This window comes from Pseudomonas sp. A-R-19 (assembly GCF_019956575.1).
Classification (GTDB): domain Bacteria; phylum Pseudomonadota; class Gammaproteobacteria; order Pseudomonadales; family Pseudomonadaceae; genus Aquipseudomonas.
Map to the genome: position 1 here is coordinate 50439 of NZ_JAHBDR010000071.1, position 21947 is coordinate 72385.

Here is a 21947-nt window from a genome sequence, read left to right on the forward strand (position 1 = left end):
CACAGGGTTTTTGGAGCACCTCAGATCCCTGTGGGAGCGGGCTTGCTCGCGAAGGCGTCTACACTGGCGCCCTGAATTCTGTGGATATCCCCGATTCCCCCGAGTCCCTGTAAACTCCGCCTCTTTAGCCGACGCACAGGGAGCTCAAATGTCCGGTTCGATCCTTTATATCCACGGCTTCAACAGCTCGCCGTTGTCGAAGAAGGCCTGTCAGTTGGTCGAAGTGATGGAGCGCCTGGGCCTGAGCGAACAGTTGCGCGTGCCGGCATTGCACCATCACCCGCGCCAGGCGATAACCCAGCTGGAACAGGCGATTGCCGAGCTGGGGCGGCCACTGCTGGTCGGCAGCTCACTCGGCGGCTACTATGCCACTCACCTGGCCGAGCGCCATGGCTTGAAAGCCCTGTTGATCAATCCTGCCGTCAGCCCGCACCGGATGTTCGACGGCTATCTGGGGACGCAGAAAAACCTGTATACCGAAGAGACCTGGGAAATGACCCACGACCACGTGACGGCCCTGGCCGAACTGGAAGTGCCGGCGCCCCGGGAACCGGAGCGTTATCAGGTATGGTTGCAGACAGCTGACGAAACGCTGGACTATCGCCTCGCCCAGCAGTATTACCGGGCATGCGCCTTGCGTATCCAGGCCGGCGGCGACCACAGTTTCCAGGGTTTTGCCGCGCGAATGCCGGCCATGTTGAGTTTTGCCGGCATTGGCGCCGATTTGTACCAGGCCATCGATTTCACCGCATTGTGAGCGATAGCCCCATGAATTCTTTTTTCACCGAACACTGACGACGAGAACCCATGGCCACTCCCAGCGCTAGCTCTTATAACGCAGACGCCATCGAAGTCCTCTCGGGCCTCGACCCGGTGCGCAAACGCCCCGGCATGTACACCGACACCAGTCGGCCGAACCACCTTGCCCAGGAAGTCATCGACAACAGCGTCGACGAAGCCTTGGCCGGGCACGCCTCATCGGTGCAGGTGATCCTGCACGCCGACCATTCCCTGGAAGTCAGCGATGACGGCCGGGGCATGCCAGTGGACATTCACCCCGAGGAAGGTGTTTCGGGCGTCGAGCTGATCCTCACCAAGCTGCATGCCGGTGGCAAGTTTTCCAACAAGAACTACCAGTTCTCCGGCGGTCTGCACGGGGTGGGTATTTCCGTGGTCAACGCCTTGTCCACCGAAGTCCGGGTGCGTGTAAAACGTGACGGCAACGAATACCAGATGACCTTCAAGGATGGCTACAAGGCCACCGAGCTGGAAATCGTCGGCACTGTCGGCAAACGCAACACCGGCACCAGCGTGTTCTTCGCGCCGGATCCGAAATACTTCGACTCGCCGAAATTCTCCATCAGCCGCCTCAAGCACGTGCTCAAGGCCAAGGCCGTGTTGTGCCCGGGGCTGTTGGTCAGCTTTGAAGACAAGGCCTCCGGCGAGAAAGTCGAATGGCATTACGAAGACGGCCTGCGTTCCTATCTGGTGGACGCGGTCACCGAATTCGAACGCCTGCCGGACGAGCCGTTCTGCGGCGCCTTCGCCGGTAATAAGGAAGCGGTCGATTGGGCGCTGCTGTGGCTACCCGAAGGTGGCGACGCGGTGCAGGAAAGCTACGTCAACCTGATCCCGACAGCCCAGGGCGGTACTCACGTCAACGGATTGCGTCAGGGCCTGCTCGATGCCATGCGCGAATTCTGTGAATTCCGCAGCCTGTTGCCGCGCGGCGTGAAGCTGGCGCCGGAGGACGTCTGGGAACGTATTGCCTTCGTGTTGTCGATGAAGATGCAGGAGCCGCAATTCTCCGGCCAGACCAAGGAGCGCCTGTCGTCCCGTGAAGCGGCGGCATTCGTCTCCGGTGTGGTCAAGGATGCCTTCAGCCTGTGGCTTAACGCCAACCCGGAAACCGGCATGCTGCTGGCGGAACTGGCAATCAACAACGCCGGCCGTCGTTTGAAGGCGAGCAAGAAAGTCGAGCGTAAACGCGTCACCCAAGGCCCGGCGCTGCCGGGCAAACTGGCCGACTGTGCCGGACAGGACCCGATGCGTTCCGAACTGTTCCTGGTGGAAGGTGATTCCGCCGGCGGTTCTGCCAAACAAGCGCGGGACAAAGAGTTCCAGGCAATCCTGCCGTTGCGCGGCAAGATCCTCAACACCTGGGAAGTCGACGGCAGCGAAGTGCTGGCCAGCCAGGAAGTGCACAACATTGCCGTGGCCATTGGTGTCGATCCGGGCGCGGCGGACATGAGCCAGCTGCGCTACGGCAAGATCTGCATCCTCGCCGACGCCGACTCCGACGGCCTGCACATCGCGACCTTGCTGTGCGCCTTGTTCGTCCAGCATTTCCGCCCGTTGGTGGATGCCGGTCACGTCTATGTCGCGATGCCGCCGCTGTACCGCATCGACCTGGGCAAAGAGATCTACTACGCCCTCGATGAAGCCGAGCGCGATGGCATCCTCGATCGCCTGGTGGCCGAGAAGAAACGCGGCAAGCCGCAGGTCACCCGATTCAAGGGGCTGGGCGAGATGAACCCGCCGCAGCTACGCGAGACCACCATGGATCCGAACACTCGGCGTCTGGTGCAATTGACCCTGGAAGATTTCGAGGCGACCTCGGAAATGATGGACATGCTGCTGGCGAAGAAACGCGCCGGTGACCGCAAGACCTGGCTGGAGTCCAAGGGCAACCTGGCCGAGGTGCTGGGCTGATGCGTCTGGGCTTTGCCCTGGCCTGTGGGTTGCTGCTGACGTCGATAACGGTTTGCGCCGAACCGGCACCAGAGTTGCGCCTGTTGTCCGGGCATGTCGTCAACGGCATGCGCGGTGGCAACCTGTCCGGGCTGGCGCAGTGTGGCAATGAACTGTGGGCGGTTTCCGACCGCGACGATGATCAGATCTATCGCCTCGATACCCGCGAGCCAGTCTGGCAGGCCGAAACGGTGCACATTGACGTGCCGCCGGTGCCTGACAGCGGTTTGCCCTGGGGGCTGAAGTCTAGCGTCTGGGGAGCTTCGTTCATACGTGGCGGCGATCTGGATTTCGAAGGCATCACCTGCGACAGCGCTGGCAATCGCTACATCGTCAGCGAAGGCCATGCCGCTGTCTTGCAGGTGCCACCAACGGGGCCTGCCGCGTGGTTGAAAATCTCGCCGATGCTGGTTCGCGAGGCAAGGGCCAGAGGCCTGCTATTGCAATTCAATGCGTTGTTCGAAGGGCTGGCAATCAATCCGGCGGGCGATCAGATGTGGTTCGCCGCCGAGCGTCAGGGCCGTGGGCTGCTGCTGATCAAGCGCAAGCAGACGTTGTGGGACTGCGACGGTGGCTGCGTGCTGCTGAGCGAGGCAGGCGTGGAAATGCAGCCAGGGCAGTTCCCTCACGCCAGAGCTGTTCACCGGGACTTTTCCGATTTATCCCTGTTCAACGGCAAGCTCTTCACCCTTGAACGCAATGCCTACAAGATTTGCCGCCGGGATCCACAGACGGCCAAGGTCGAGCGCTGCTGGTCGTACGCCGCCGAGTTGTTGCAGGAGAACCGTCGTTATCCACAGGATTATGGCCTCGAGGAAGCATTGATCGTGGATGCCGATGGCGCCTGGATCGGTGTCGACAACAATTTTGGCGCGCGCGTCGATGGTGAATTGCGTCCGGTGGTCTGGCGCTTTGCCGCACCGGACGGTGGCTGGAGTGCCAAGCCGTGAGACAACAATCGCCGGGTCAGCGCATCGGCCGAGTGTTCATGGTGCTGGCCTGGTGTGCCGGGCTGTTCCTGGCCGCGCGGTTTTTCGGCCAGTGGGAAGCTCGACAGCAAAATCCGAATGTGGTGGTCAGTTCGGAGCAGGGCGAAGGTTTCATTGAAGTGAAGCTGGTCAGCAATGTGCAGGGGCATTTCGTTGCCAGCGGCCAGATCAACGGCCAGCCGGTGGACTTCATGCTCGACACCGGGGCAACCGATGTGTCGATCCCGGCGGACCTGGCCAAGCGTTTGAAGCTCGAAGAAGGTTTCGGCGTAACCCTGAGCACGGCCAATGGCCTGAGCCAGGGCTATCGCACCCGGATCGAACGCCTGCAACTGGGCGGCATCGTGTTGCACGACGTACGTGCACTGGTGGCCCCGGGGCTGCATGGCGATCAGGTGCTGCTCGGCATGAGCGCACTGAACAAACTTGAATTTACCCAGCGCGGTGGCACCATGCTGCTGCGCCAGACAACGAACCGATGAGGCCCGCATGAGCGACTCCCTTGATCTCAGCCTGGACGGTGTAGAACGCCGGTCACTGGCTGACTTCACCGAAAATGCCTACCTCAACTACTCCATGTACGTGATCATGGACCGTGCCTTGCCGCATATCGGCGACGGTCTGAAACCGGTACAGCGGCGTATCATCTACGCCATGAGCGAGCTGGGGCTGGACGCCGATTCCAAGCACAAGAAGTCGGCGCGTACCGTCGGTGACGTGCTCGGTAAATTCCACCCCCACGGCGACTCGGCCTGCTACGAAGCCATGGTACTGATGGCCCAGCCATTCAGCTATCGCTACACGCTGGTCGACGGCCAGGGTAACTGGGGTGCGCCGGATGATCCCAAGTCCTTCGCCGCCATGCGTTATACCGAAGCGCGCTTGTCGCGTTATTCCGAAGTGCTGCTCAGCGAACTGGGCCAAGGCACCGCGGACTGGGGGCCGAACTTCGACGGCACGCTGGACGAGCCGCTGGTCTTGCCAGCCCGTCTGCCGAACATTCTGCTCAACGGCACCACCGGTATCGCCGTAGGCATGGCCACCGACGTGCCGCCGCACAACCTGCGCGAAGTCGCCACCGCCTGCGTGCGCTTGCTCGACGAGCCCAAGGCCACGGTCGAACAGCTCTGTGAACACATCCAGGGCCCGGACTACCCGACCGAAGCGGAAATCATCACCCCGCGCGCCGACCTGCTGAAAATCTACGAAACCGGTCGCGGTTCGGTGCGCATGCGCGCCGTGTATCACATCGAAGACGGCGACATTATCGTCACTGCTCTGCCGCATCAGGTCTCGGGCGCCAAGGTGCTGGAGCAGATCGCCGCGATGATGCAGGCCAAGCCGTCCAAGGCGCCGCAAATTGCCGACCTGCGTGACGAATCCGACCACGAAAACCCGTGCCGGATCGTGATCATTCCGGGTGCGCGGAAAAACTTCGACCACGATGCGCTGATGCAGCACCTGTTCGCCAGCACCGAGCTGGAGTCGAGCTACCGGGTCAACATCAATATCATCGGCCTGGACGGCAAGCCGCAGCTGAAAAACCTGCGAGCGCTGCTGGTTGAATGGTTGGAGTTCCGGGTGCAGACCGTGCGTCGTCGCCTGCAATTCCGCCTCGACAAGGTCGAGCGTCGCCTGCACCTGTTGGACGGTTTGTTGATCGCTTACCTCAACCTGGATGAAGTGATCCACATCATCCGTACCGAGGAACATCCGAAAGCCGCGCTGATCGAGCGCTTTGCCCTCAGCGAAATCCAGGCCGACTACATCCTCGACACCCGCCTGCGTCAGTTGGCGCGGCTGGAAGAGATGAAGCTGCGAGCCGAGCAGGATGAACTGCTCAAGGAACAAGCCAAGCTGCAAGCCTTGCTGGGCAGCGAAGCCAAGCTTAAGAAGCTGGTGCGCACCGAGCTGATCAAGGATGCCGAAACCTATGGCGACGACCGTCGTTCGCCAATCGTCGAGCGCGCCGAGGCCAAGGCCCTGACCGAACACGATCTGCTGCCGAACGAGAAAGTGACGGTCGTGCTGTCGGAAAAAGGCTGGATCCGTTCCGCCAAAGGCCACGAAATCGATGCCACCGGGCTTTCCTACAAGGCCGGGGACGGTTTCAAGGCGCTGGCAGCCGGGCGCTCCAACCAGTTTGCCGTGTTCATCGACTCCACCGGCCGCAGTTATTCGGTGGCCGCCCATACCTTGCCGTCGGCTCGTGGCCAGGGCGAACCGCTGACCGGTCGCCTGACGCCGCCACCGGGGGCGAGTTTCGAATGCGTGCTGATGCCGGAAGACGATGCGCTGTACGTGATCGCCTCCGACGCCGGCTACGGTTTCGTGGTCAAGGGTGAAGACCTGCAGGCCAAGAACAAGGCGGGCAAGGCGCTGTTGAGTCTGCCGAACAACGCCAAGGTCATGCTGCCGCGCCCTGTGGCCGATCGTGAGCAGAACTGGCTGGCGTCGGTGACGACCGAAGGTCGCCTACTGATATTCAAGATCAGCGACCTGCCACAATTAGGTAAGGGCAAAGGCAACAAAATCATCGGGATTCCCGGTGAGCGAGTGGCCAGTCGCGAAGAGTATGTGACGGACATCGCCGTATTGCCGGACGGTGCGACACTGGTGTTGCAGGCCGGAAAACGTACCTTATCACTGAAAGCGGACGACCTCGAACACTACAAGGGTGAACGTGGCCGTCGTGGCAATAAGTTGCCGCGTGGCTTCCAGCGGGTCGATGCGCTGCTCGTCGAAAACCTCAATTAGGCGATTTAGAGACGCCGACCTACGATTTAACCCGTAGTTCGGCGCTTTGCGCTGGAGTCGGAACGCATATTCACGGATGATATGGCCTTTCAAGCGCCGGCATTGCCGCGCGTTCTTCATATTTATTGAGTATTTTCACTGTGATCAGCCTTTTAACGATCACCTGGATGGGACGATGACTGCTCTGCGCCTTCCTTTTATTCTTATGCTCGCCGGCGTTCTTGGCCTGGCGGGTTGCAGCGTTCACCAGCCGGTGTCGTTGTATCAGCTTGACGCTGGAAGTCCGGTTCAGCCTGCACAGAACGCGGGCATGGCGGTATTGTTGGGGCCAGTCACCGTGGCCGACTACCTGCAACGCGAAACCCTGTTGCAGCGTCAGCCGGATGGCAGCTTGCAAGCCTCGACCGACGGTCGTTGGGCCGGTAGCCTTTCGTCGGATATCGATCAGTTGCTGCTGCGTCAGGTCGCGGGTCACCTGGACAGCCAGCGCGTAGTGTTGGCCCCGGCGACATTGGGTTTCACCCCGGACGTTCAGGTATTGCTGACCATCACGCGCCTGGATTCGGGTGCCAAACAACCAGCGATCCTCGATGCGCAATGGCGTCTGATCGACCGTCGCGGGCAAGTTCGCGACAACCGTATCATCCATTTGCAGGAACAGCATGCAGGTAGTACGGCGGCTCAGGTCCAGGCTCAGGGTGTGTTGCTGCAACGCCTGGCCGAGCAACTGTCGGTGGCGCTCAAGCCGCTGGCCAATCAGCCACCGATCGCCGAAGCCCCGCGCAAGCCGGCAGCCAAGGCGGCAGCACCTGCGGTAGAACAGGAAAAGCAGCCGAAGATCCCGATGGCGGCACCTATTCGTACGGATATGGAAGTGTTCCGCTTCTGAGTCTGGATGGACTTCAAACAAAGCCCGCCTTGTGCGGGCTTTGTTGTTTCTGCAGGTTGGAGATTTCTGGCGTCAGTTCCGGCCTCTTCGCGGGCAAGCCCGCTCCCACAGTGTCCGCGTCGTACACATATTATGTGAACGGCCCTGAACCTGTGGGAGCGGGCTTGCTCGCGAAGGCGTCATGACAGGCAACAAAAAAGCCCGCAGACGATCACTCATCTGCGGGCTTCTTCACATCGGGGTCAAGGCTTAAGCGCGACGCTCGTGCATCCGCGCCAGTTGCCGCTCAAGCATCGACGGATAAGGCTCCATCAGCCGCTCCACGCAGCAAGCTCCCTCAGGGCTGGCAATCGGACGGATCCGTGCGCGCTGGCGAATCAACGTGTCATCGCTGATCTTGCGCTCCACCAGCAGCAGGTTGCGGCTGTGTTGCGACAGGGCCAGGGCGTCCTGGGCGGAGTCGGTGAGCAGCAAGTCGATCTGGCTCAGGCCGAACAGCTCGTCGCCGAGGGTCAGGCCTAGCTGCAATTGCAGGGTGATGCCGCTGTCCGCGACTTCGATCTGCAACTGGTGGCCCAGGGCCCGCAGCAGCTCGCCACAGCAAATGGCGTTGGTCAGGTAATCGTCGCCGCTGTCTTCGGTGTGGAACAGCATCAACGTGCTGCCATCGTTCAGGGTCTCCACTTCGCCTTGATACAGCGAAGCGGCCTGGTCGAGGCAATCGCGATAGCGTTCGAGCAGTTCTTCCAGGCGTGCCCGCGGCAGGCGTCGCAGCTGTTCCTGGGAACCCAGTTGCACCGCCAGCACCGCGCTGTGTTGCGGCACGCTCGGCGTGGCCTTGCGAACCACCGGTTGTGGCGGGCTGTCCAGTGACTCGTCACGCAGGTCGGCGAACGGGTCTTCGTCATCGTCGTCTTCGACGGTGCTGACGATCTGCCGAGGTGCTGGCTTGAGCGCCGCTACCGGACGGCTCTCGTCGAAACTCGGGTCGCGCAGGTTACGGACTTCGAATTCTGGTTCGTCTTCGACGTCGTCGAGTTCCGGTTCTGGCTCCGGCACGGGAGCAGGTTCCGGGGCGAAGTTGGCGTGCAGTTGACGCGCCAGGTCACCGATTTCGTCCTGGCGGTCGGTAGCCGGGGTGTATTCATCGATATTGCGCAGCCATACCCGCAATTGCAGCAGCGGCGTGGAGAGATACCGCCCCATGCGCAGGCTCAAGGCCAGGGACAGGGCCAGCAGGATGGCACTGAGAATACCCATGCTTTGCAGGCTGATGGTCATCGGCTGCTGGAACTGGTCCATGTCCAGGCTGATGCGCAGTTGCCCGGCCGTCACATCCTGGAAGGTGATCTTGCTCTGGTACATGCCCTCGGCTTCGCCCAGCAGGCCATGCTTGGGACGCTGGCCGGATTCGGCGAGGATGCGGTTGTCCGGGCTGTAGATGGCGGCGTGGGCCACCAGCTTGTTCTTGGTCAGGTTGTTGAGCAGCACGTTGAGGCTGAGGATGTCGTTGGACACCAACAGCTCGGTGGCCGAGGTGGCCGTCTGCGTGGTCAGGCTTTCGCCCAGCGCATCCGCCTGCTCGTGCATGGCCTGCTTGAACTGCAAGCCCATCACACCGGCATAGATGACCAGGGCCAGGGCGACCAGGATCACGTTATGGCTGGCGATGCGCAATGCAATCGGTACACGGCGGTGGCGCAGTGCCCGGAAGATCAGCAGGAAGAAGTTATCGGTTTTTACTGGCGTGGGCCGGTTCACTTGAGCTCGGCTCTTTTGTCCGTGAAGTTGACGCGCAGTATAGCGACAGGCCCTAGACCGTCAAAGCGCTCACGGTGCCCGATGGTCACTGAAAGTGGGTAGAATGCGGTTTTTTTCCACCTGCGGGGGTGCGCCTTGCGCGAAATCGTCCTGATAAACATCACGGGAGTCGACCGTCCGGGTCTGACTGCGGCCATTACCGGCGTTCTGGCCCAGGGTGGTGTGAACATTCTCGACATCGGTCAGGCGGTGATCCACGACACCTTGTCGTTCGGCATCCTGGTTGAAATTCCCGACACCGAGCAAGGCAAGTCCGTGCTCAAGGACATCCTGTTCAAGGGGTACGAGCTCGATCAACAAGTGCGTTTCACGCCGGTGTCCGAACAGGATTACCAGCAGTGGGTCGGCAACCAGGGCAAAAAGCGCCACATCGTGACCCTGTTGACCCGCAAGGTGACAGCCGGGCAGTTGCAGGCCGTGAGTTCGATCACCGCCAAATATGGCCTGAACATCGACCACATCGATCGTCTGTCCGGGCGCATGCCGCTGGATACGCCGGCCGACAAGGGCAAGGGTTGCATCGAATTTTCCGTGCGTGGCGAGGCGGCTGATCCGCAGGCGCTGCGTGCCGAATTCCTCAGCGTCGCCCAGGAACTGAACGTCGACATCGCCTTCCAGGAAGATTCACTGTTCCGTCGCAACCGTCGCCTGGCGGTATTCGACATGGACTCGACGCTGATCGAAGCCGAAGTGATCGATGAGCTGGCCAAGGCGGCTGGTGTGGGTGACAAGGTCTCGGAAATCACTGAGCGGGCGATGGCCGGTGAACTGGACTTCCGCGCCAGCTTCAAGGAACGCCTGGCCTTGCTCAAAGGCCTGGACGTCAATGTGCTGGATTCCATCGGCGCCTCGCTGCGCCTGACCGAAGGTGCCGAAACCCTGTTCGCCGAACTCAAGCGCCTGGGCTACAAGACCGCGATCCTGTCGGGTGGCTTCACCTACTTCGCCAAGCAATTGCAGGCCAAGCTGGGTATCGACTATGTGTTTGCCAACGAACTGGAAGTGGTCGACGGCAAGGTCACCGGCGTCGCGGTTGAGCCGATTGTCGATGCACAGCGCAAGGCTGATCTGCTGAAGGAGCTGGCACACAAGGAAGGTTTGCGTCTGGAGCAGACCATTGCCGTCGGCGATGGCGCCAATGACTTGCCGATGCTGGCGATTGCCGGGTTGGGCGTGGCGTTCCGTGCCAAGCCGCTGGTCAAGCAGTCGGCCAAGCAGGCGATCTCGACCCTGGGACTGGATGGCGTGTTGTACCTGCTGGGCTTCCGCGATCGCGACGGCCAGCTCTGATACACCCGATACAAATGTGGGAGCGGGCTTGCTCGCGAAGGCGTCATCACATTCAACATCCATGTTGACTGTAAGTCCGCTTTCGCGAGCAAGCCCGCTCCCACAGGGATGCAGCTTGGTCTTTAGGCTTTTGGTGAGCCCATGCCCTGACCCATCTGCACCGCTGTACCGGCGGTCATTTCTTCAGCCCACTTCACCTGATCCGGCCCGAACAGCACGACGGCGGTCGAACCCAGTTTGAAGCGACCCAGCTCCGCACCTTTTTCCAGGTGGATCGGCGCGCGTGCGGCTTCGTCGTAGCGGAAGGTTTTCAGCTCGCGCTTCGGCGGCGTCACCAGGCCGGCCCAGACGGTTTCGATCGACGCCACGATCATCGCGCCCACCAGCACCACGGCCATCGGCCCGCGCTCGGTGTCGAAAATGCACGCCACGCGTTCGTTGCGGGCGAACAGTTCCGGAACGTTTTCAGCGGTGGTCTGGTTGACCGAGAACAGGCGACCCGGGATGTAGACCATCTCGCGCAGGGTGCCGGCCAACGGCATGTGCACACGGTGGTAGTCCTTCGGCGACAGGTAGATGGTCGCGAAGTCGCCACCCATGAACGGCGCGGCGTTTGCTGCGTCGCCACCCAACAGTTCCAGCACGCTGAAGCTGTGACCCTTGGCCTGGAACACGCGGCCGTGTTCGATCGGGCCGAGCTGGCTGATCGCGCCGTCGGCCGGGCTGAGGATCGCGCCCGGGGTTTCGTCCAGCGGACGGGCGCCGTCTTTCAGCGCGCGGGTGAAGAACGCGTTGAAGTGCTCGTAGGCGGTCAGGTCTTCGACCAGCGCCTGGGACATGTCCACTTGATAACGCTTGGCGAACCAGGCGGTAAAGGCATTTTTGAACCAGCGCACGCGGCATTCGGCGATGCAGCCGGCCAGTCGCGAGAGCAGGTTGTGGGGCAGGAGGTACTGGCTGATGATAAACAGACGCTTGTTCATTTACTGTCCTTAAAAACCTTAGATCTCTACGGGCGTGTCGGGATGGTTACCCCATTCGCCCCAGGAGCCGGCGTAGCCTTTGACTCGCGGATAACCGAGAGACTTGGCCACCAGATAGGTGAAGCCAGAACGATGGTGGGTCTGGCAGTGGGTAATCACTTCTTTGTCTTTGCTGATCCCGAGTTGTTCGAGGATCTGCGGCATGTCGGTACGGATGCGCAGCTGACGTGCCTGGTCCATGCCGGCGGTCCATTCGAAATTGACCGCGCCGGGGATGTGCCCGCCCTTGGCGGCGAGGACTTTCTCACCGGAATACTCCAGCGGCCCGCGTGCATCCCAGATCGCCAGGTCGGCGGCGCCGAGACGGCTTTGCAGGTATTCGCGGGTGGCGGTGGGCTCGTCGTGCAAGGTCAGTGAAACAGGGCCGCCCACGGGTGGCGGGATCTGGATCGACATGGGCGAACCTTCTGCCAGCCAGGCCGGCAGGCCGCCATCTATATAGTGGTACTTGCTGTGGCCGATGACATCCAGCAACCAGATGAAGCGTCCGGCCCAACCGCCGCCTTCGTCGTCATACACCACGTAGACCGCGTCGGGGTTGTGTCCCAGCTCGCCAAACAGCGTTTCGAGTGCTGCCAGCGGGGGCATCAGCCCTGGGGCCGGGGCCTGGCCGAGCTGCGTGCGCTTCGGATCGACAAAGCGTGCGCCGGGGATGTGCCCTTCGGCGTAGCGGGCGGCACTGGTCAAGTCCACCAGAATCAGTTCGCGGGCGTCGAGGCGAGGGAGCAAGTCGCTCGGCTCGATCACCAGCGGCAAGCCAGAGAAGTCAGACATGTGAGGTCTCCAGAGCACAAAAGAGGGGGATTGTAGCGCAGCTTATTGGCCTCGGTGGCTAAAGCTGTGCAGGGCTTTTTCAATGCATTGCGCGGTTTTGCCGAAGGCCTGAACGGAAATTTCCGAAAACGGCCCGCCGCCCTGATCCGCCACGACGATCATGATCACCCGGCCATTGTTGACCAGCGAGCGCAGCAGCAGGTGTTCGCCACTGAACTGCGAACGCAGGCTGTTGGGCAGCAGGGCAGAGAATTGCGCGTTGTTGGCGGGCGTCAGGCGCACCTGGGCCTGTTGCGCGAGCAGCCGTTGCAACACGTTGCTCTGGCTGACCACGAAGTTCAGCCCGGCCGCTTCCTTCGACAATCCGGCCGTCTGGTGCACGCGCAGGTTGGCGTGGGTGCGGTCGGCCATCAGGATCATCACCCGGCGCATGCCGCAGGCCACGAGGGCGTCCCGGGCGGCGATGGTCAAGTGCATGGCGTTGGTGAAGCGACTCGGCTCGACCAGCAGTTCGGCACATTGCTTGCGCCACTTCGCCAGGTCTTCGGCGGTCGGTGCCGCGGCTGGCAGCAGTCCGGCGTGGATACGGTTCATGCCCCACGGCCAGATCAGCGATTCAGCGGGGTGCCAGAGGTCAGGCATGGCGTGATAGCGCGCGCTGTTGGCGGCTTGCTGGTGCAGTTGTTGTTGCACCTCATCCATCGGCATTTGCAGGTAAAGGCTGGTCAGGTACTGCCAGCGCTCACTGTGCGGGCTGTCCCAGGCGTGTTGTGCCGACAGCGCCAGACCGTTGGCCAGCAGCACCGTATTGGCCGGTTGATTGAGCCAGCGGCGCAGGGTCGGATCGTCATCGAGGCGGTTCTGCTGGTGCAACGGGTGCTCGCTGTCACGGGCGATTCGCAGGACTTTCACCAGCTCCCGCTGCTCGGCGAGCAACAGGCGATAGCCCTGCTGCACCCAGATCGGCAAGCGCCAGACCTCCACCAGCGCCTGGCCGATGTCCAGCAGGCGTACGCCGAACAATTGCTTTTCAACTTTACGTGCCGACTCACCTTTGTGGATGACCCGCAGCTCCCACTCTTCGAGCAGTTTTGGATGAGTCAGCGCCAAAGGCCACAAGGGCGAAAGAAACAGCAGGCTGCCCCAATGGATGTCCTGCCACAGGCGCGCCAGGCGACTGGCAAAAAAACCGTTGGCCTGTTGCGTGGCGTGCTGGCTGATCATCTGCAGCTGACGCAAGGCTTTGGGAATCTCGGATTGGGGTTCGGCGGGCAGGCGCGCGAGCAGCTCTTCGGTGCGCTTCAGGCCGAGGCGATTGATTGCGATCTCGAGGTTTTCCGCCGGTTCGGTCATGCCGCCATGGGCGTGCCGGTTGGCTTCGCGAATCACGCTCAAGGCCAGGGCGGGGCTGCCTTGCATGAGGTCGGCGATATCGCGCAGCGAGCTGCGGTTGTTGCGGATGGCCTTGCAGACACGGTCGTGACTGGCTTGCGGAACGGGAAGGCGTACGCCATCGAGCAGCTTGACCCAGCCTTCGAGCGTCGTCGGTTTTGGTGTTGGAACGTTCGTTTCGTTAACCATGGTGGGAGGCGATCATTGTCAACATTACCTGTGCCCGGATGGGGTCAAATTAGCTTTTCGCCTGAACTGGCTATAGTCTGGCGCAGTTTTGCCGATAAGTAGAAGAAGAGATTTTTTAACTTCCGAATATGACCTTGAACCCGACTCAGTAAGTGCTCTCCTAACCTATGGCTAAAATTATCGGCATCATCGTCGTATTCGCGAGCGTGCTCGGCGGATACGTGCTTTCCCACGGCAAGATTGCCGCCCTGATCCAGCCTTTCGAGGTCATGATCATCGGCGGTGCTGCCCTCGGCGCATTCCTGCAGGCCAACCCCGGCTACATGACGATGCACGTGCTCAAGAAGTCCCTGAGCATGTTCAGTTCGCGTTTCAACCATGGCTTCTACCTGGAAGTGCTGGGCCTGATCTACGAGATCCTCAACAAGAGCCGCCGCGAAGGCATGATGGCCATCGAAGGCGACATCGAAGATGCCGCCGCGAGCCCGATCTTCGCCAAGTACCCGACGGTCCTCAAGGACGAGCGCATGACCGCGTTCATCTGCGATTACCTGCGCATCATGTCTTCCGGCAACATGGCCCCGCACGAGTTGGAAGGCCTGTTCGACATGGAGCTGTTCAGCCTCAAGGAAGACCTGGAGCATCCGTCCCACGCGGTGAACGGTATCGCCGACGCCATGCCCGGTTTCGGTATCGTCGCGGCGGTACTGGGTATCGTGGTGACCATGGCTTCGCTGGGTGAGGGGGACCAGAAGTCCATCGGCCTGCACGTGGGTGCGGCGCTGGTCGGTACCTTCTTCGGTATTCTCGCCGCCTACGGCTTCTTTGGCCCGCTGGCCCATTCCCTGGCCCACGATGCCAAGGAAGAGCTGAACGTCTACGAAGCCATCAAGGCTTCGCTGGTGGCGTCGGCTTCCGGCATGCCGCCATCGCTGGCCGTGGAGTTCGGGCGCAAGGTCCTGTACCCGGCGCACCGTCCAAGCTTCGCCGAGCTGGAACAAGCGGTTCGTGGTCGATAGTGCTCTGTTTCGCAAATACGTTCCTTTTTTGGCGAGTGACTGTTGTTGCCAGACAAGGCGCCGCGACGAGTCATAGCCCGCTATGGCGAGGAGCGGCAACGCCGTATGGCGACAACAGGCACCGTCAAAAAGGAACAATATTTGTGAAACAGAGCACTCTCCATGGAAAATAATCAGCCGATTATTATCAAGCGCGTCAAGCGCATTGCCGGTGGGCATCACGGGGGCGCATGGAAAATCGCCTTCGCCGACTTCGCCACGGCGATGATGGCGTTCTTCCTGGTGTTGTGGCTGCTGTCCACCGCCACGCCGGAACAGAAGATCGCCATCGCCGGTTACTTCAAGGACCCGATCGGCTTTTCCGAAAGCGGCACGCCGTACATCATCGATCTGGGCGGCACGCCGACCCTCGCGCCGGAAAACACTCTCAACCCTGAGGTCAAGTCCCAGCCACAGCCGGACAAGGTCACCGTCGATACCGATCAGGTCGAAGGCATGGCCGAGCAGGTTGAAAAGGAGCGCCTCGAACTGTTGCTGCAAGAACTGCAGAACAAGGTTGACGAGAACCCGCAGCTGCAGAAGTTCAAGGACCAGATCCTGTTCGAAATCACCCCGGACGGCCTGCGTATCCAGATCATGGACGCGGAAAACCGGCCGATGTTCGACTCGGGTTCGGCCCGTCTGAAACCGTATTTCGAAGACATCCTGTTGGCCATGGCCGACACCATCAAGGCGGTGCCGAACAAGATCAGCATCAGCGGCCACACCGATGCCAAGCCGTACACCGGCTCCGGTGATTTCGGCAACTGGGAGCTCTCGGCCAACCGTGCCAACGCCGCACGGCGTGCGCTGGTGGCGGGCAGTTATCCGGAAGCGCAGGTGGCGCGCGTGGTTGGTTATGCCTCGTCGGCCCTGTTTGACCGCGAGCATCCGTTCAACCCGGTGAACCGCCGTATCGACATCGTCGTGCTGACCAAGAAAGCCCAGCGTGCGATCGAAGGTTCACAAGGCGCGGAGCCTGCTCCTGATGCACCGCAAGGTTCGGCTGCTCCGCAAGCCACACCGGCTGTACCGGTCGACCCGAACGCGTTGCCGGCGGACAAGGAACCGCTGCCGGCCCACGAACTGCGCGAGCGTCTGAACCTGTTCGATGATCCGGCACCGAAACCGGCTGAACCGCCCAAGCAGTGACCGACAAAAAAGCCGACAGCGATGTCGGCTTTTTTGTGCGGGTTTCACTGGTAGGGGTATGTCTCCTGTGGGAGCCAGCTTGCTGGCGATGGTCGTTAACGATTACGCGTACTGTCTGGAATCACTCGGCGAGCTTGAATCCATCGCCGGCAAGCCGGCTCCTACAGGTTCTGGGCAAGAGAGCGGGGAGTGGAGCGTCGTCAGAAGCCCCGGATGATTCGGGACTTGAGGTCAGCGTGAAAGCGATCCGCATTGGATTTGTTAACGCTGCGCGCCGACTCGCTACCGGTCACCGATTGCAGTCCCATCGCACGCTTTTGTGTCGCTTCGTTGCGATAGGCATCGATAAAGAACTCGATGTCCCGGTCGTTGGTCAGCTTCGGCCACTTGTCCAGGTACAGCGGTAGCTCGGTGGGGCCGGTCTTGAACGAGCAGATGCGTCGGTTGGTGATGGTCGCCTCGCCGATTTCGAACGGCACCCACCAGGACAGCGCGGTTTTCTCCGACACCACCGCCAGCAGGTGCGTGCATTCGCTGATGTTGCGGGTGATCACGCCGGTGATGTCGTCGGTGGTCTGGGATTCGGCATCCAGTACGTCGAGGTAGGTCTTGATGTTGGCCTGGATCAGGCGCGCGTTGATTTTGACCGCGTAGGCGCGGTCCATGTGGCGGTAGCTGATAAACACTGACATCAGAAATGTCCCTTGATCGCGAGTTCGCGGTAATAGGCGCCGAGGGCGGTGAGGCGGCAGCCGGTGGCGTGGATGGCGGCGTAGTACATGTGTTCGGCGTCCACCGGTTCGACCAGGCTGTGGCGATTGCACTTTTGCAACTGGGCGAACACCTCGCCCTGTTCCGGGTTGAACTCGGGTTCGGTGGGTTCAAAGCTGGGGGCGAGGGGGTACACCGACTCGGCTTCGGCAAACCATTCGGGGAGTTTGCGCAGGATCTCCTTGGGGATCAGCGGCGAAACCTCGCGCAGGGAAATGAACTGCGAGACATTGGTCTTGAACACCGGGCGCTGTTCCCAGGCATCCAGGGCATTGTCGACAAAAGAATAAAGGCTGCCGGGGGTGATCTTGCCCAGGATGTTCGCCGCTCCGCCGTGCAGGGCCTGGAGCAGCAATCCGGTGAACACACCGTGCTGCGCGCCCTCCATCGCCGGTTCTTCCTTTTTGCAGGCGGTCAGGATGGTCATGCCTTCGCCGACCACGCTGCCTTCACTGCGCAAAGCGCGCAGTTCGCCGGCCGAGCCGCTCTGGCAACAATCGAGAATGATCACCTTGTTTTTGATCTTGGTGGCTTTGCTCGCCCAGTTGAGGATGTCGCTGAGGCGAATCCCGTCCTTGGCGCTCTTGTAGTCCTGCGGTATCAACATGCCTTCGTCGGTATCGGTGTCGAAGCTGCCGTGGCCAGCGAAATACAGCAGCGCGACATTGCAGTCCCCGGAAAACAGCTCGCGGATCTGGTCTTCGAGCTTTTCCCGGCTCAGGTAGTCCTCGGCGGAAGTCAGTACGATGTTCTTGAAGTTCGGATCGCCATTGGCGTCGGTCTTCAGCACCGAGGCCATGGCCATGGCGTCATTGCTGCAACCGCTCAGGCGCGAAACGTGGGTGTAGTCGTTGATGCCGATAAACAGTCCCTTGCGCATGGTTACACCGCCGTATGCTGGCGAATCGCGCTGATGATGCTGTTGGTGTTCCACGCACACTCGGCATGCGCCGCATCACGCACCACCGTGGAGATGCGCTCGGCACCGAACGGCTTGATCGCGATGATCACCTTGCCCATGCGCTTGGCGATCTCGATTTCCTTGTTGATCCACTTGCTGTAGGTGGAATACATGCCGGCCATGATCAATACCGCCGAACACGGGCGGATCTTGTTTTCGATGGCCTCCTCAAGTTGTTTGTCGGTTTTCGCGCCAACAATCGGGTTTTCTGGCGGTACCGAAAAATTCTTGTACGTAAAACCCGGCTTGGCGTTGAGCAAGCGCACGAGATTGTCGTGGGCGTCGGAGTAGTTCCACGAGTGGCTGATGAACAGATGGTAGGTTTGCATGGGTGTCCCTCGGAGTCGCTGGAGTGCGAAGAGGGTCTGAAACTAGGCTATTGGCGGGCGGCTACAAGGGGATGTGGCTTAAAGAGAAATGCCCTACAAGCGCCCGTGCGGGTGTCTTACAGAAAGGTCTGATGTTTAAAGCGGGGGGAAGATCCGGTGCCGGCCAGCCCCGCTGGAAGCGGAGCGGTCGGCACGCCTGTTTAGTAGCCGTTTTCCGGCAGGCTGGCGATGATCGAGCGGTAGCTGTTCATCCGTTGCTGCTGCACGCGGCCGTCTTCGAGGGCCTTGAGCAGGGCGCAACCGGGTTCGCGGTCATGCTTGCAGTCGCGGAAGCGGCAGGTTCCAAGCAGGTCGTTGAACTCGATGAAGCCGGCTTCGACGTCGGCTCGGCTGACGTGGCCCAGACCGAATTCGCGGATACCCGGGGAGTCGATCAACTCACCGCCACCGGGGAAGTGGAACAATCGCGCGGTGGTGGTGGTGTGAGTGCCCTGGCCGGACAGTTCGGACAGCGGGCCGACGCGGGTTTCGACATCTGGCAGCAGGCTGTTGACCAGCGACGACTTGCCGACACCGGACTGGCCGACGAACACGCTGATGCGTCCGTCCAGCTGCGTCTGCAATTGCTCCATGCCGTTGCCGTGGTGTGCCGACACTTCCAGCACCGGGTAGCCGAGGGTGCGGTATACGGCGAGCAAGGCATTCAGCGCAGGAGCGTTGTGTTCGTCGATCAGGTCGAATTTGTTCAGCAGCAACAGCGGCTTGATGCCCGCATGCTCGGCGGCTACCAGGTAGCGGTCGATCAGGTTGGCATGAGGCTCGGGCAGCGGGGCGAAGACGATGACGATCATGTCGACGTTGGCCGCAACAGGCTTGAGCTGGCCGCGGCTGTCCGGGCGGCACAGCTCGGTGTTGCGCGGCAGTTGCGCCACGATCACGCCGATGCCCTGGTTGCCGGCACGCCAGACCACCTGATCGCCGGTCACCAGCGCCGGCAGGTTGGCGCGCAGGTGGCAACGGAACACCTGGCCGGCCAGTTCGCCGTCGCGGGCCTCGACCTCGACCTGCACACCGAAGTGCGCGATCACCAGGCCGTGCTGTTCCGGGCCCAGGTCGCCACCTTCGAGTGCCTCGACAGCCGAGGACTCGCGTTTGGCGGCGCGGGCAGCGCGTTCGCCCTGAATCTTTTCGATGCGCCAGTTTTGACGACGATTGAGTTGGCGTTTGGCCATGGGTGTTCCGTATCAAGAATGCAGCGATTAGGTAAAACGGCCGCGAGTTTAGCACGCCCGGCTACCGGCCTAGGCTAAACTGCGCAGCATTGCCTAGGAGCCGAACATGCAAAACCCACAGAACCTGATCTGGATCGACCTGGAAATGACCGGTCTGAACCCGGACACCGACGTCATCATCGAAATGGCCACCATCGTCACCGACAGTGACCTGAACACCCTGGCCGAAGGCCCGGTGATCGCCATCCACCACAGCGACGAAATCCTTGCCGGCATGGACGAGTGGAACACCCGTCAGCACGGCGGTTCCGGGCTGACCCAGCGGGTGCGCGACAGCCGCATCAGCATGGCCGAAGCCGAAGCACAAACCATCGCCTTCCTGGAAAAGTGGGTGCCGAAGGGCAAGTCACCGATCTGCGGCAACAGCATCTGCCAGGACCGTCGCTTCCTTTATACCCACATGAAATCCCTGGAAAGCTATTTCCACTACCGCAACCTCGACGTATCCACGCTCAAAGAGCTGGCTGCGCGCTGGGCCCCGGACGTGCGTGACAGCTTCAAGAAGGGCAGCACCCACCTGGCGCTGGACGACATCCGCGAGTCCATCGCCGAGTTGCAGCACTACCGCAAGCATTTCATCAAGGCCTGATGCTATCGGGCTTTTGTGGCGAGGGGGCTTGCCCCCGTTCGGCTGCGGAGCAGTCGTAAAACCAGTGAGTGCGGTGTAACTGAAAGAATGCAGGGGAGCGCTTCGCCCTCCAGCGGGAGCAAGCTCCCTCGCCACGGGGTGTGTCTGCCCTCTTTTGGTGCTCCAGCGAACTGAGTAGACTGCGCGCCTTTCTGCAAGGACCGCCACCATGCTGCTGATGCTCTACCTGATCGCCATCACCGCCGAAGCCATGACCGGCGCCCTCTCTGCCGGCCGACGCGGGATGGACTGGTTTGGTGTAGTGCTGATCGCTTGCGTCACGGCGCTGGGTGGCGGGTCGGTGCGCGATGTGCTGCTCGGGCACTACCCGCTGACCTGGGTCAAACACCCGGAATACCTGGTGCTGACCACGGCTGCCGCGATGATCACAGTGTTTACGGCGCGCTGGATGCGGCATTTGCGTTCACTGTTCCTAGTGCTCGACGCCATGGGCCTGGTGGCTTTCACCCTGATCGGCTGCATCACCGCCCTGGAAATGGGCCATGGCATGCTGGTGGCCTCTGTCAGCGGCGTGATCACCGGCGTCTTCGGCGGCATCCTGCGGGATATTTTCTGCAACGATATTCCGCTGATCTTCCGGCGTGAGCTCTATGCCAGCGTGTCGTTTGCGGCGGCGTGGTGCTACATGCTCTGCATCTATCTGCAATTACCCGATGAACAATCGATTCTGATCACCTTGTTTGGCGGTTTTCTATTGCGCTTGCTGGCGATCCGTTTTCATTGGGAAATGCCCAAGTTCGTCTACAACGACGAAGCCTGACGTTCGGCATGCTGCCGCAATGCCCACTCGACATGTTCACGTACCAGTTCCGAAGGGTGCTCCCGTCGCGCCTTCAGCGCCTCCAGCACCGGGATCGTTGAAGGTGCGTTCCCCAACCCTACCGCCAGGTTGCGCAACCAGTTTTCGTAACCGGTCCGGCGCAATGGCGAGCCTTCGGTGCTGCTCAAGAACTTCTCCTCATCCCACATGAACAGTTCCGCCAGCCCGGCATTGTCCAGATTGTGCCGCGGCTTGAAGTCGCCTTCTCCGGATGGCCGGGCGAAGCGGTTCCAGGGGCAGACGATCTGGCAGTCATCGCAACCGAACACCCGATTGCCGATCAGCGGCCGCAGGTCTTCAGGGATCGCGCCCTTGAGCTCGATGGTCAGGTAGGAGATGCAGCGTCGGGCATCCAGCACATAGGGGCCGACGAAGGCATTGGTCGGGCAGATGTCGAGGCACGCACTGCAACGACCGCAATGTTCGGTGGCGTGGGGCGGGTCCACCGGCAGTGGCAAATCAACGAATAGTTCGGCGAGGAAGAAATAGCTGCCTGCCTTGCGATTCAAAACCAGAGTGTTTTTGCCGATCCAGCCCAGGCCGGCCTGTTCGGCGATGGCTTTTTCCAGCACCGGAGCACTGTCGACAAAGGCACGGAAGCCGAACGGGCCGATTTGTGCCTGAATCTTGTCCGCAAGTTGTTGCACGCGCTTGCGGATCAGCTTGTGGTAATCGCGACCGAGGGCATAACGCGAGACGTAGGCTTTTTCCGGTTGGGCGAGCATTTTTGCCATTTGCGTGTCGCCCGCCAGGTAGTCCATGCGCAACGAAACCACGCGTAAAGTGCCGGGCACCAGTTCGTCCGGGTGCGAGCGTTTGCTGCCATGGGCGCCCATGTAGTCCATTTCGCCGTGGTAGCCGGCGGCGAGCCAGCGCTCCAGGTGCTGCTCGTGCTCGCCCAGGTCGAGGCCGCTGATGCCGACTTGCTGAAAGCCCAGCTCGCGGCCCCAATCCTTGATGGATTGGGCGAGGGCAGGCAGGTCTGTGGTAATAGCGGGCATGAGGCGAGAGAAACCGGAG

At 61.2% G+C, this 21947-nt stretch carries 20 protein-coding genes; 11 read left to right on the forward strand and 9 right to left on the reverse strand.

Translation table 11 applies throughout. From position 1 onward, the window contains the following. Window positions 1–148 precede the first annotated feature (148 nt). The 6 genes from KGA88_RS20240 to KGA88_RS20265 all read left to right on the forward strand — a co-directional run bounded on the left by KGA88_RS20240 (window position 149) and on the right by KGA88_RS20265 (window position 7386). Window positions 149–757 carry a YqiA/YcfP family alpha/beta fold hydrolase gene (locus KGA88_RS20240; protein ID WP_110661290.1) on the forward strand — a complete coding sequence of 203 codons (609 nt, stop codon included), beginning with the start codon at window positions 149–151 and terminating at the stop codon, window positions 755–757. A 50-nt stretch (window positions 758–807) separates the two neighbouring features. After that, window positions 808–2712, forward strand: a complete 1905-nt coding sequence (parE, locus tag KGA88_RS20245; RefSeq protein WP_223593879.1) for a DNA topoisomerase IV subunit B — start codon at window positions 808–810, stop codon at window positions 2710–2712. Further along, window positions 2712–3701, forward strand: a complete 990-nt coding sequence (locus KGA88_RS20250) for an esterase-like activity of phytase family protein (RefSeq protein ID WP_110661288.1) — start codon at window positions 2712–2714, stop codon at window positions 3699–3701. The genes parE and KGA88_RS20250 overlap by 1 nt, the downstream gene beginning before the upstream one ends. After that, window positions 3698–4222: a TIGR02281 family clan AA aspartic protease gene (locus KGA88_RS20255; protein ID WP_110661287.1), complete on the forward strand. Its 525-nt coding sequence runs from the start codon at window positions 3698–3700 to the stop codon at window positions 4220–4222. The genes KGA88_RS20250 and KGA88_RS20255 overlap by 4 nt, the downstream gene beginning before the upstream one ends. A gap of 7 nt (window positions 4223–4229) precedes the next feature. Further along, window positions 4230–6497: a DNA topoisomerase IV subunit A gene (gene parC / locus KGA88_RS20260; RefSeq protein ID WP_223593881.1), complete on the forward strand. Its 2268-nt coding sequence runs from the start codon at window positions 4230–4232 to the stop codon at window positions 6495–6497. Window positions 6498–6672: 175 nt separating this feature from the next. After that, entirely contained in the window at window positions 6673–7386 is a 714-nt protein-coding gene (locus tag KGA88_RS20265; protein WP_110661285.1) for a membrane integrity-associated transporter subunit PqiC, read from the forward strand. A 249-nt stretch (window positions 7387–7635) separates the two neighbouring features. Here KGA88_RS20265 and KGA88_RS20270 read toward each other — a convergent pair whose 3' ends face one another. Further along, a complete protein-coding gene (locus KGA88_RS20270) occupies window positions 7636–9147 on the reverse strand; it encodes an AhpA/YtjB family protein (RefSeq protein ID WP_223593883.1) in 1512 nt (503 codons plus the stop codon). Window positions 9148–9282: 135 nt separating this feature from the next. Between KGA88_RS20270 and serB the strand changes: the two genes are divergently transcribed. Then, complete coding sequence (gene serB, locus KGA88_RS20275) at window positions 9283–10497, forward strand: phosphoserine phosphatase SerB (protein ID WP_057395688.1); 1215 nt, start codon at window positions 9283–9285, stop codon at window positions 10495–10497. A gap of 122 nt (window positions 10498–10619) precedes the next feature. On the opposite strand, the gene asd is transcribed toward serB, so the two are convergent. From asd to KGA88_RS20290, 3 genes are read right to left on the reverse strand one after another with little or no spacing between them, the layout of a single operon-like run. Next, window positions 10620–11480 (reverse strand): archaetidylserine decarboxylase, encoded by an 861-nt coding sequence (asd, locus tag KGA88_RS20280; protein WP_223593886.1) that lies wholly within the window; start codon window positions 11478–11480, stop codon window positions 10620–10622. Between the two features lie 18 nt (window positions 11481–11498). Beyond that, complete coding sequence (gene rhdA, locus KGA88_RS20285; RefSeq protein WP_223593896.1) at window positions 11499–12314, reverse strand: thiosulfate sulfurtransferase; 816 nt, start codon at window positions 12312–12314, stop codon at window positions 11499–11501. A gap of 42 nt (window positions 12315–12356) precedes the next feature. Continuing rightward, window positions 12357–13895: an HDOD domain-containing protein gene (locus tag KGA88_RS20290; RefSeq protein ID WP_223593898.1), complete on the reverse strand. Its 1539-nt coding sequence runs from the start codon at window positions 13893–13895 to the stop codon at window positions 12357–12359. A gap of 167 nt (window positions 13896–14062) precedes the next feature. Between KGA88_RS20290 and motA the strand changes: the two genes are divergently transcribed. After that, a complete protein-coding gene (motA, locus tag KGA88_RS20295; protein WP_008048039.1) occupies window positions 14063–14914 on the forward strand; it encodes a flagellar motor stator protein MotA in 852 nt (283 codons plus the stop codon). 162 nt (window positions 14915–15076) lie between these two features. Then, entirely contained in the window at window positions 15077–16105 is a 1029-nt protein-coding gene (gene motB / locus KGA88_RS20300; RefSeq protein ID WP_110661191.1) for a flagellar motor protein MotB, read from the forward strand. A gap of 200 nt (window positions 16106–16305) precedes the next feature. Here motB and KGA88_RS20305 read toward each other — a convergent pair whose 3' ends face one another. From KGA88_RS20305 to rsgA, 4 genes are all read right to left on the reverse strand, one after another. Further along, entirely contained in the window at window positions 16306–16797 is a 492-nt protein-coding gene (locus KGA88_RS20305; protein WP_223593900.1) for a toll/interleukin-1 receptor domain-containing protein, read from the reverse strand. Further along, window positions 16797–17756 (reverse strand): caspase domain-containing protein, encoded by a 960-nt coding sequence (locus tag KGA88_RS20310; protein WP_110658023.1) that lies wholly within the window; start codon window positions 17754–17756, stop codon window positions 16797–16799. The genes KGA88_RS20305 and KGA88_RS20310 overlap by 1 nt, the downstream gene beginning before the upstream one ends. A gap of 2 nt (window positions 17757–17758) precedes the next feature. Beyond that, window positions 17759–18166: a TIR domain-containing protein gene (locus KGA88_RS20315; RefSeq protein WP_110658020.1), complete on the reverse strand. Its 408-nt coding sequence runs from the start codon at window positions 18164–18166 to the stop codon at window positions 17759–17761. Window positions 18167–18366: 200 nt separating this feature from the next. Further along, window positions 18367–19398, reverse strand: a complete 1032-nt coding sequence (gene rsgA, locus KGA88_RS20320; RefSeq protein ID WP_110658018.1) for a small ribosomal subunit biogenesis GTPase RsgA — start codon at window positions 19396–19398, stop codon at window positions 18367–18369. A 106-nt stretch (window positions 19399–19504) separates the two neighbouring features. Here rsgA and orn point away from each other — a divergent pair, with 106 nt between their 5' ends. Then, window positions 19505–20047, forward strand: coding sequence for an oligoribonuclease (gene orn / locus KGA88_RS20325; protein WP_110658016.1), 543 nt, complete (start codon window positions 19505–19507; stop codon window positions 20045–20047). A gap of 208 nt (window positions 20048–20255) precedes the next feature. Beyond that, window positions 20256–20867 (forward strand): trimeric intracellular cation channel family protein, encoded by a 612-nt coding sequence (locus KGA88_RS20330; protein ID WP_090452809.1) that lies wholly within the window; start codon window positions 20256–20258, stop codon window positions 20865–20867. Here KGA88_RS20330 and queG read toward each other — a convergent pair. Next, window positions 20849–21928, reverse strand: a complete 1080-nt coding sequence (gene queG / locus KGA88_RS20335) for a tRNA epoxyqueuosine(34) reductase QueG (protein WP_223593902.1) — start codon at window positions 21926–21928, stop codon at window positions 20849–20851. The two genes, KGA88_RS20330 and queG, sit on opposite strands and share 19 nt — an antisense overlap. Window positions 21929–21947: the final 19 nt, after the last annotated feature.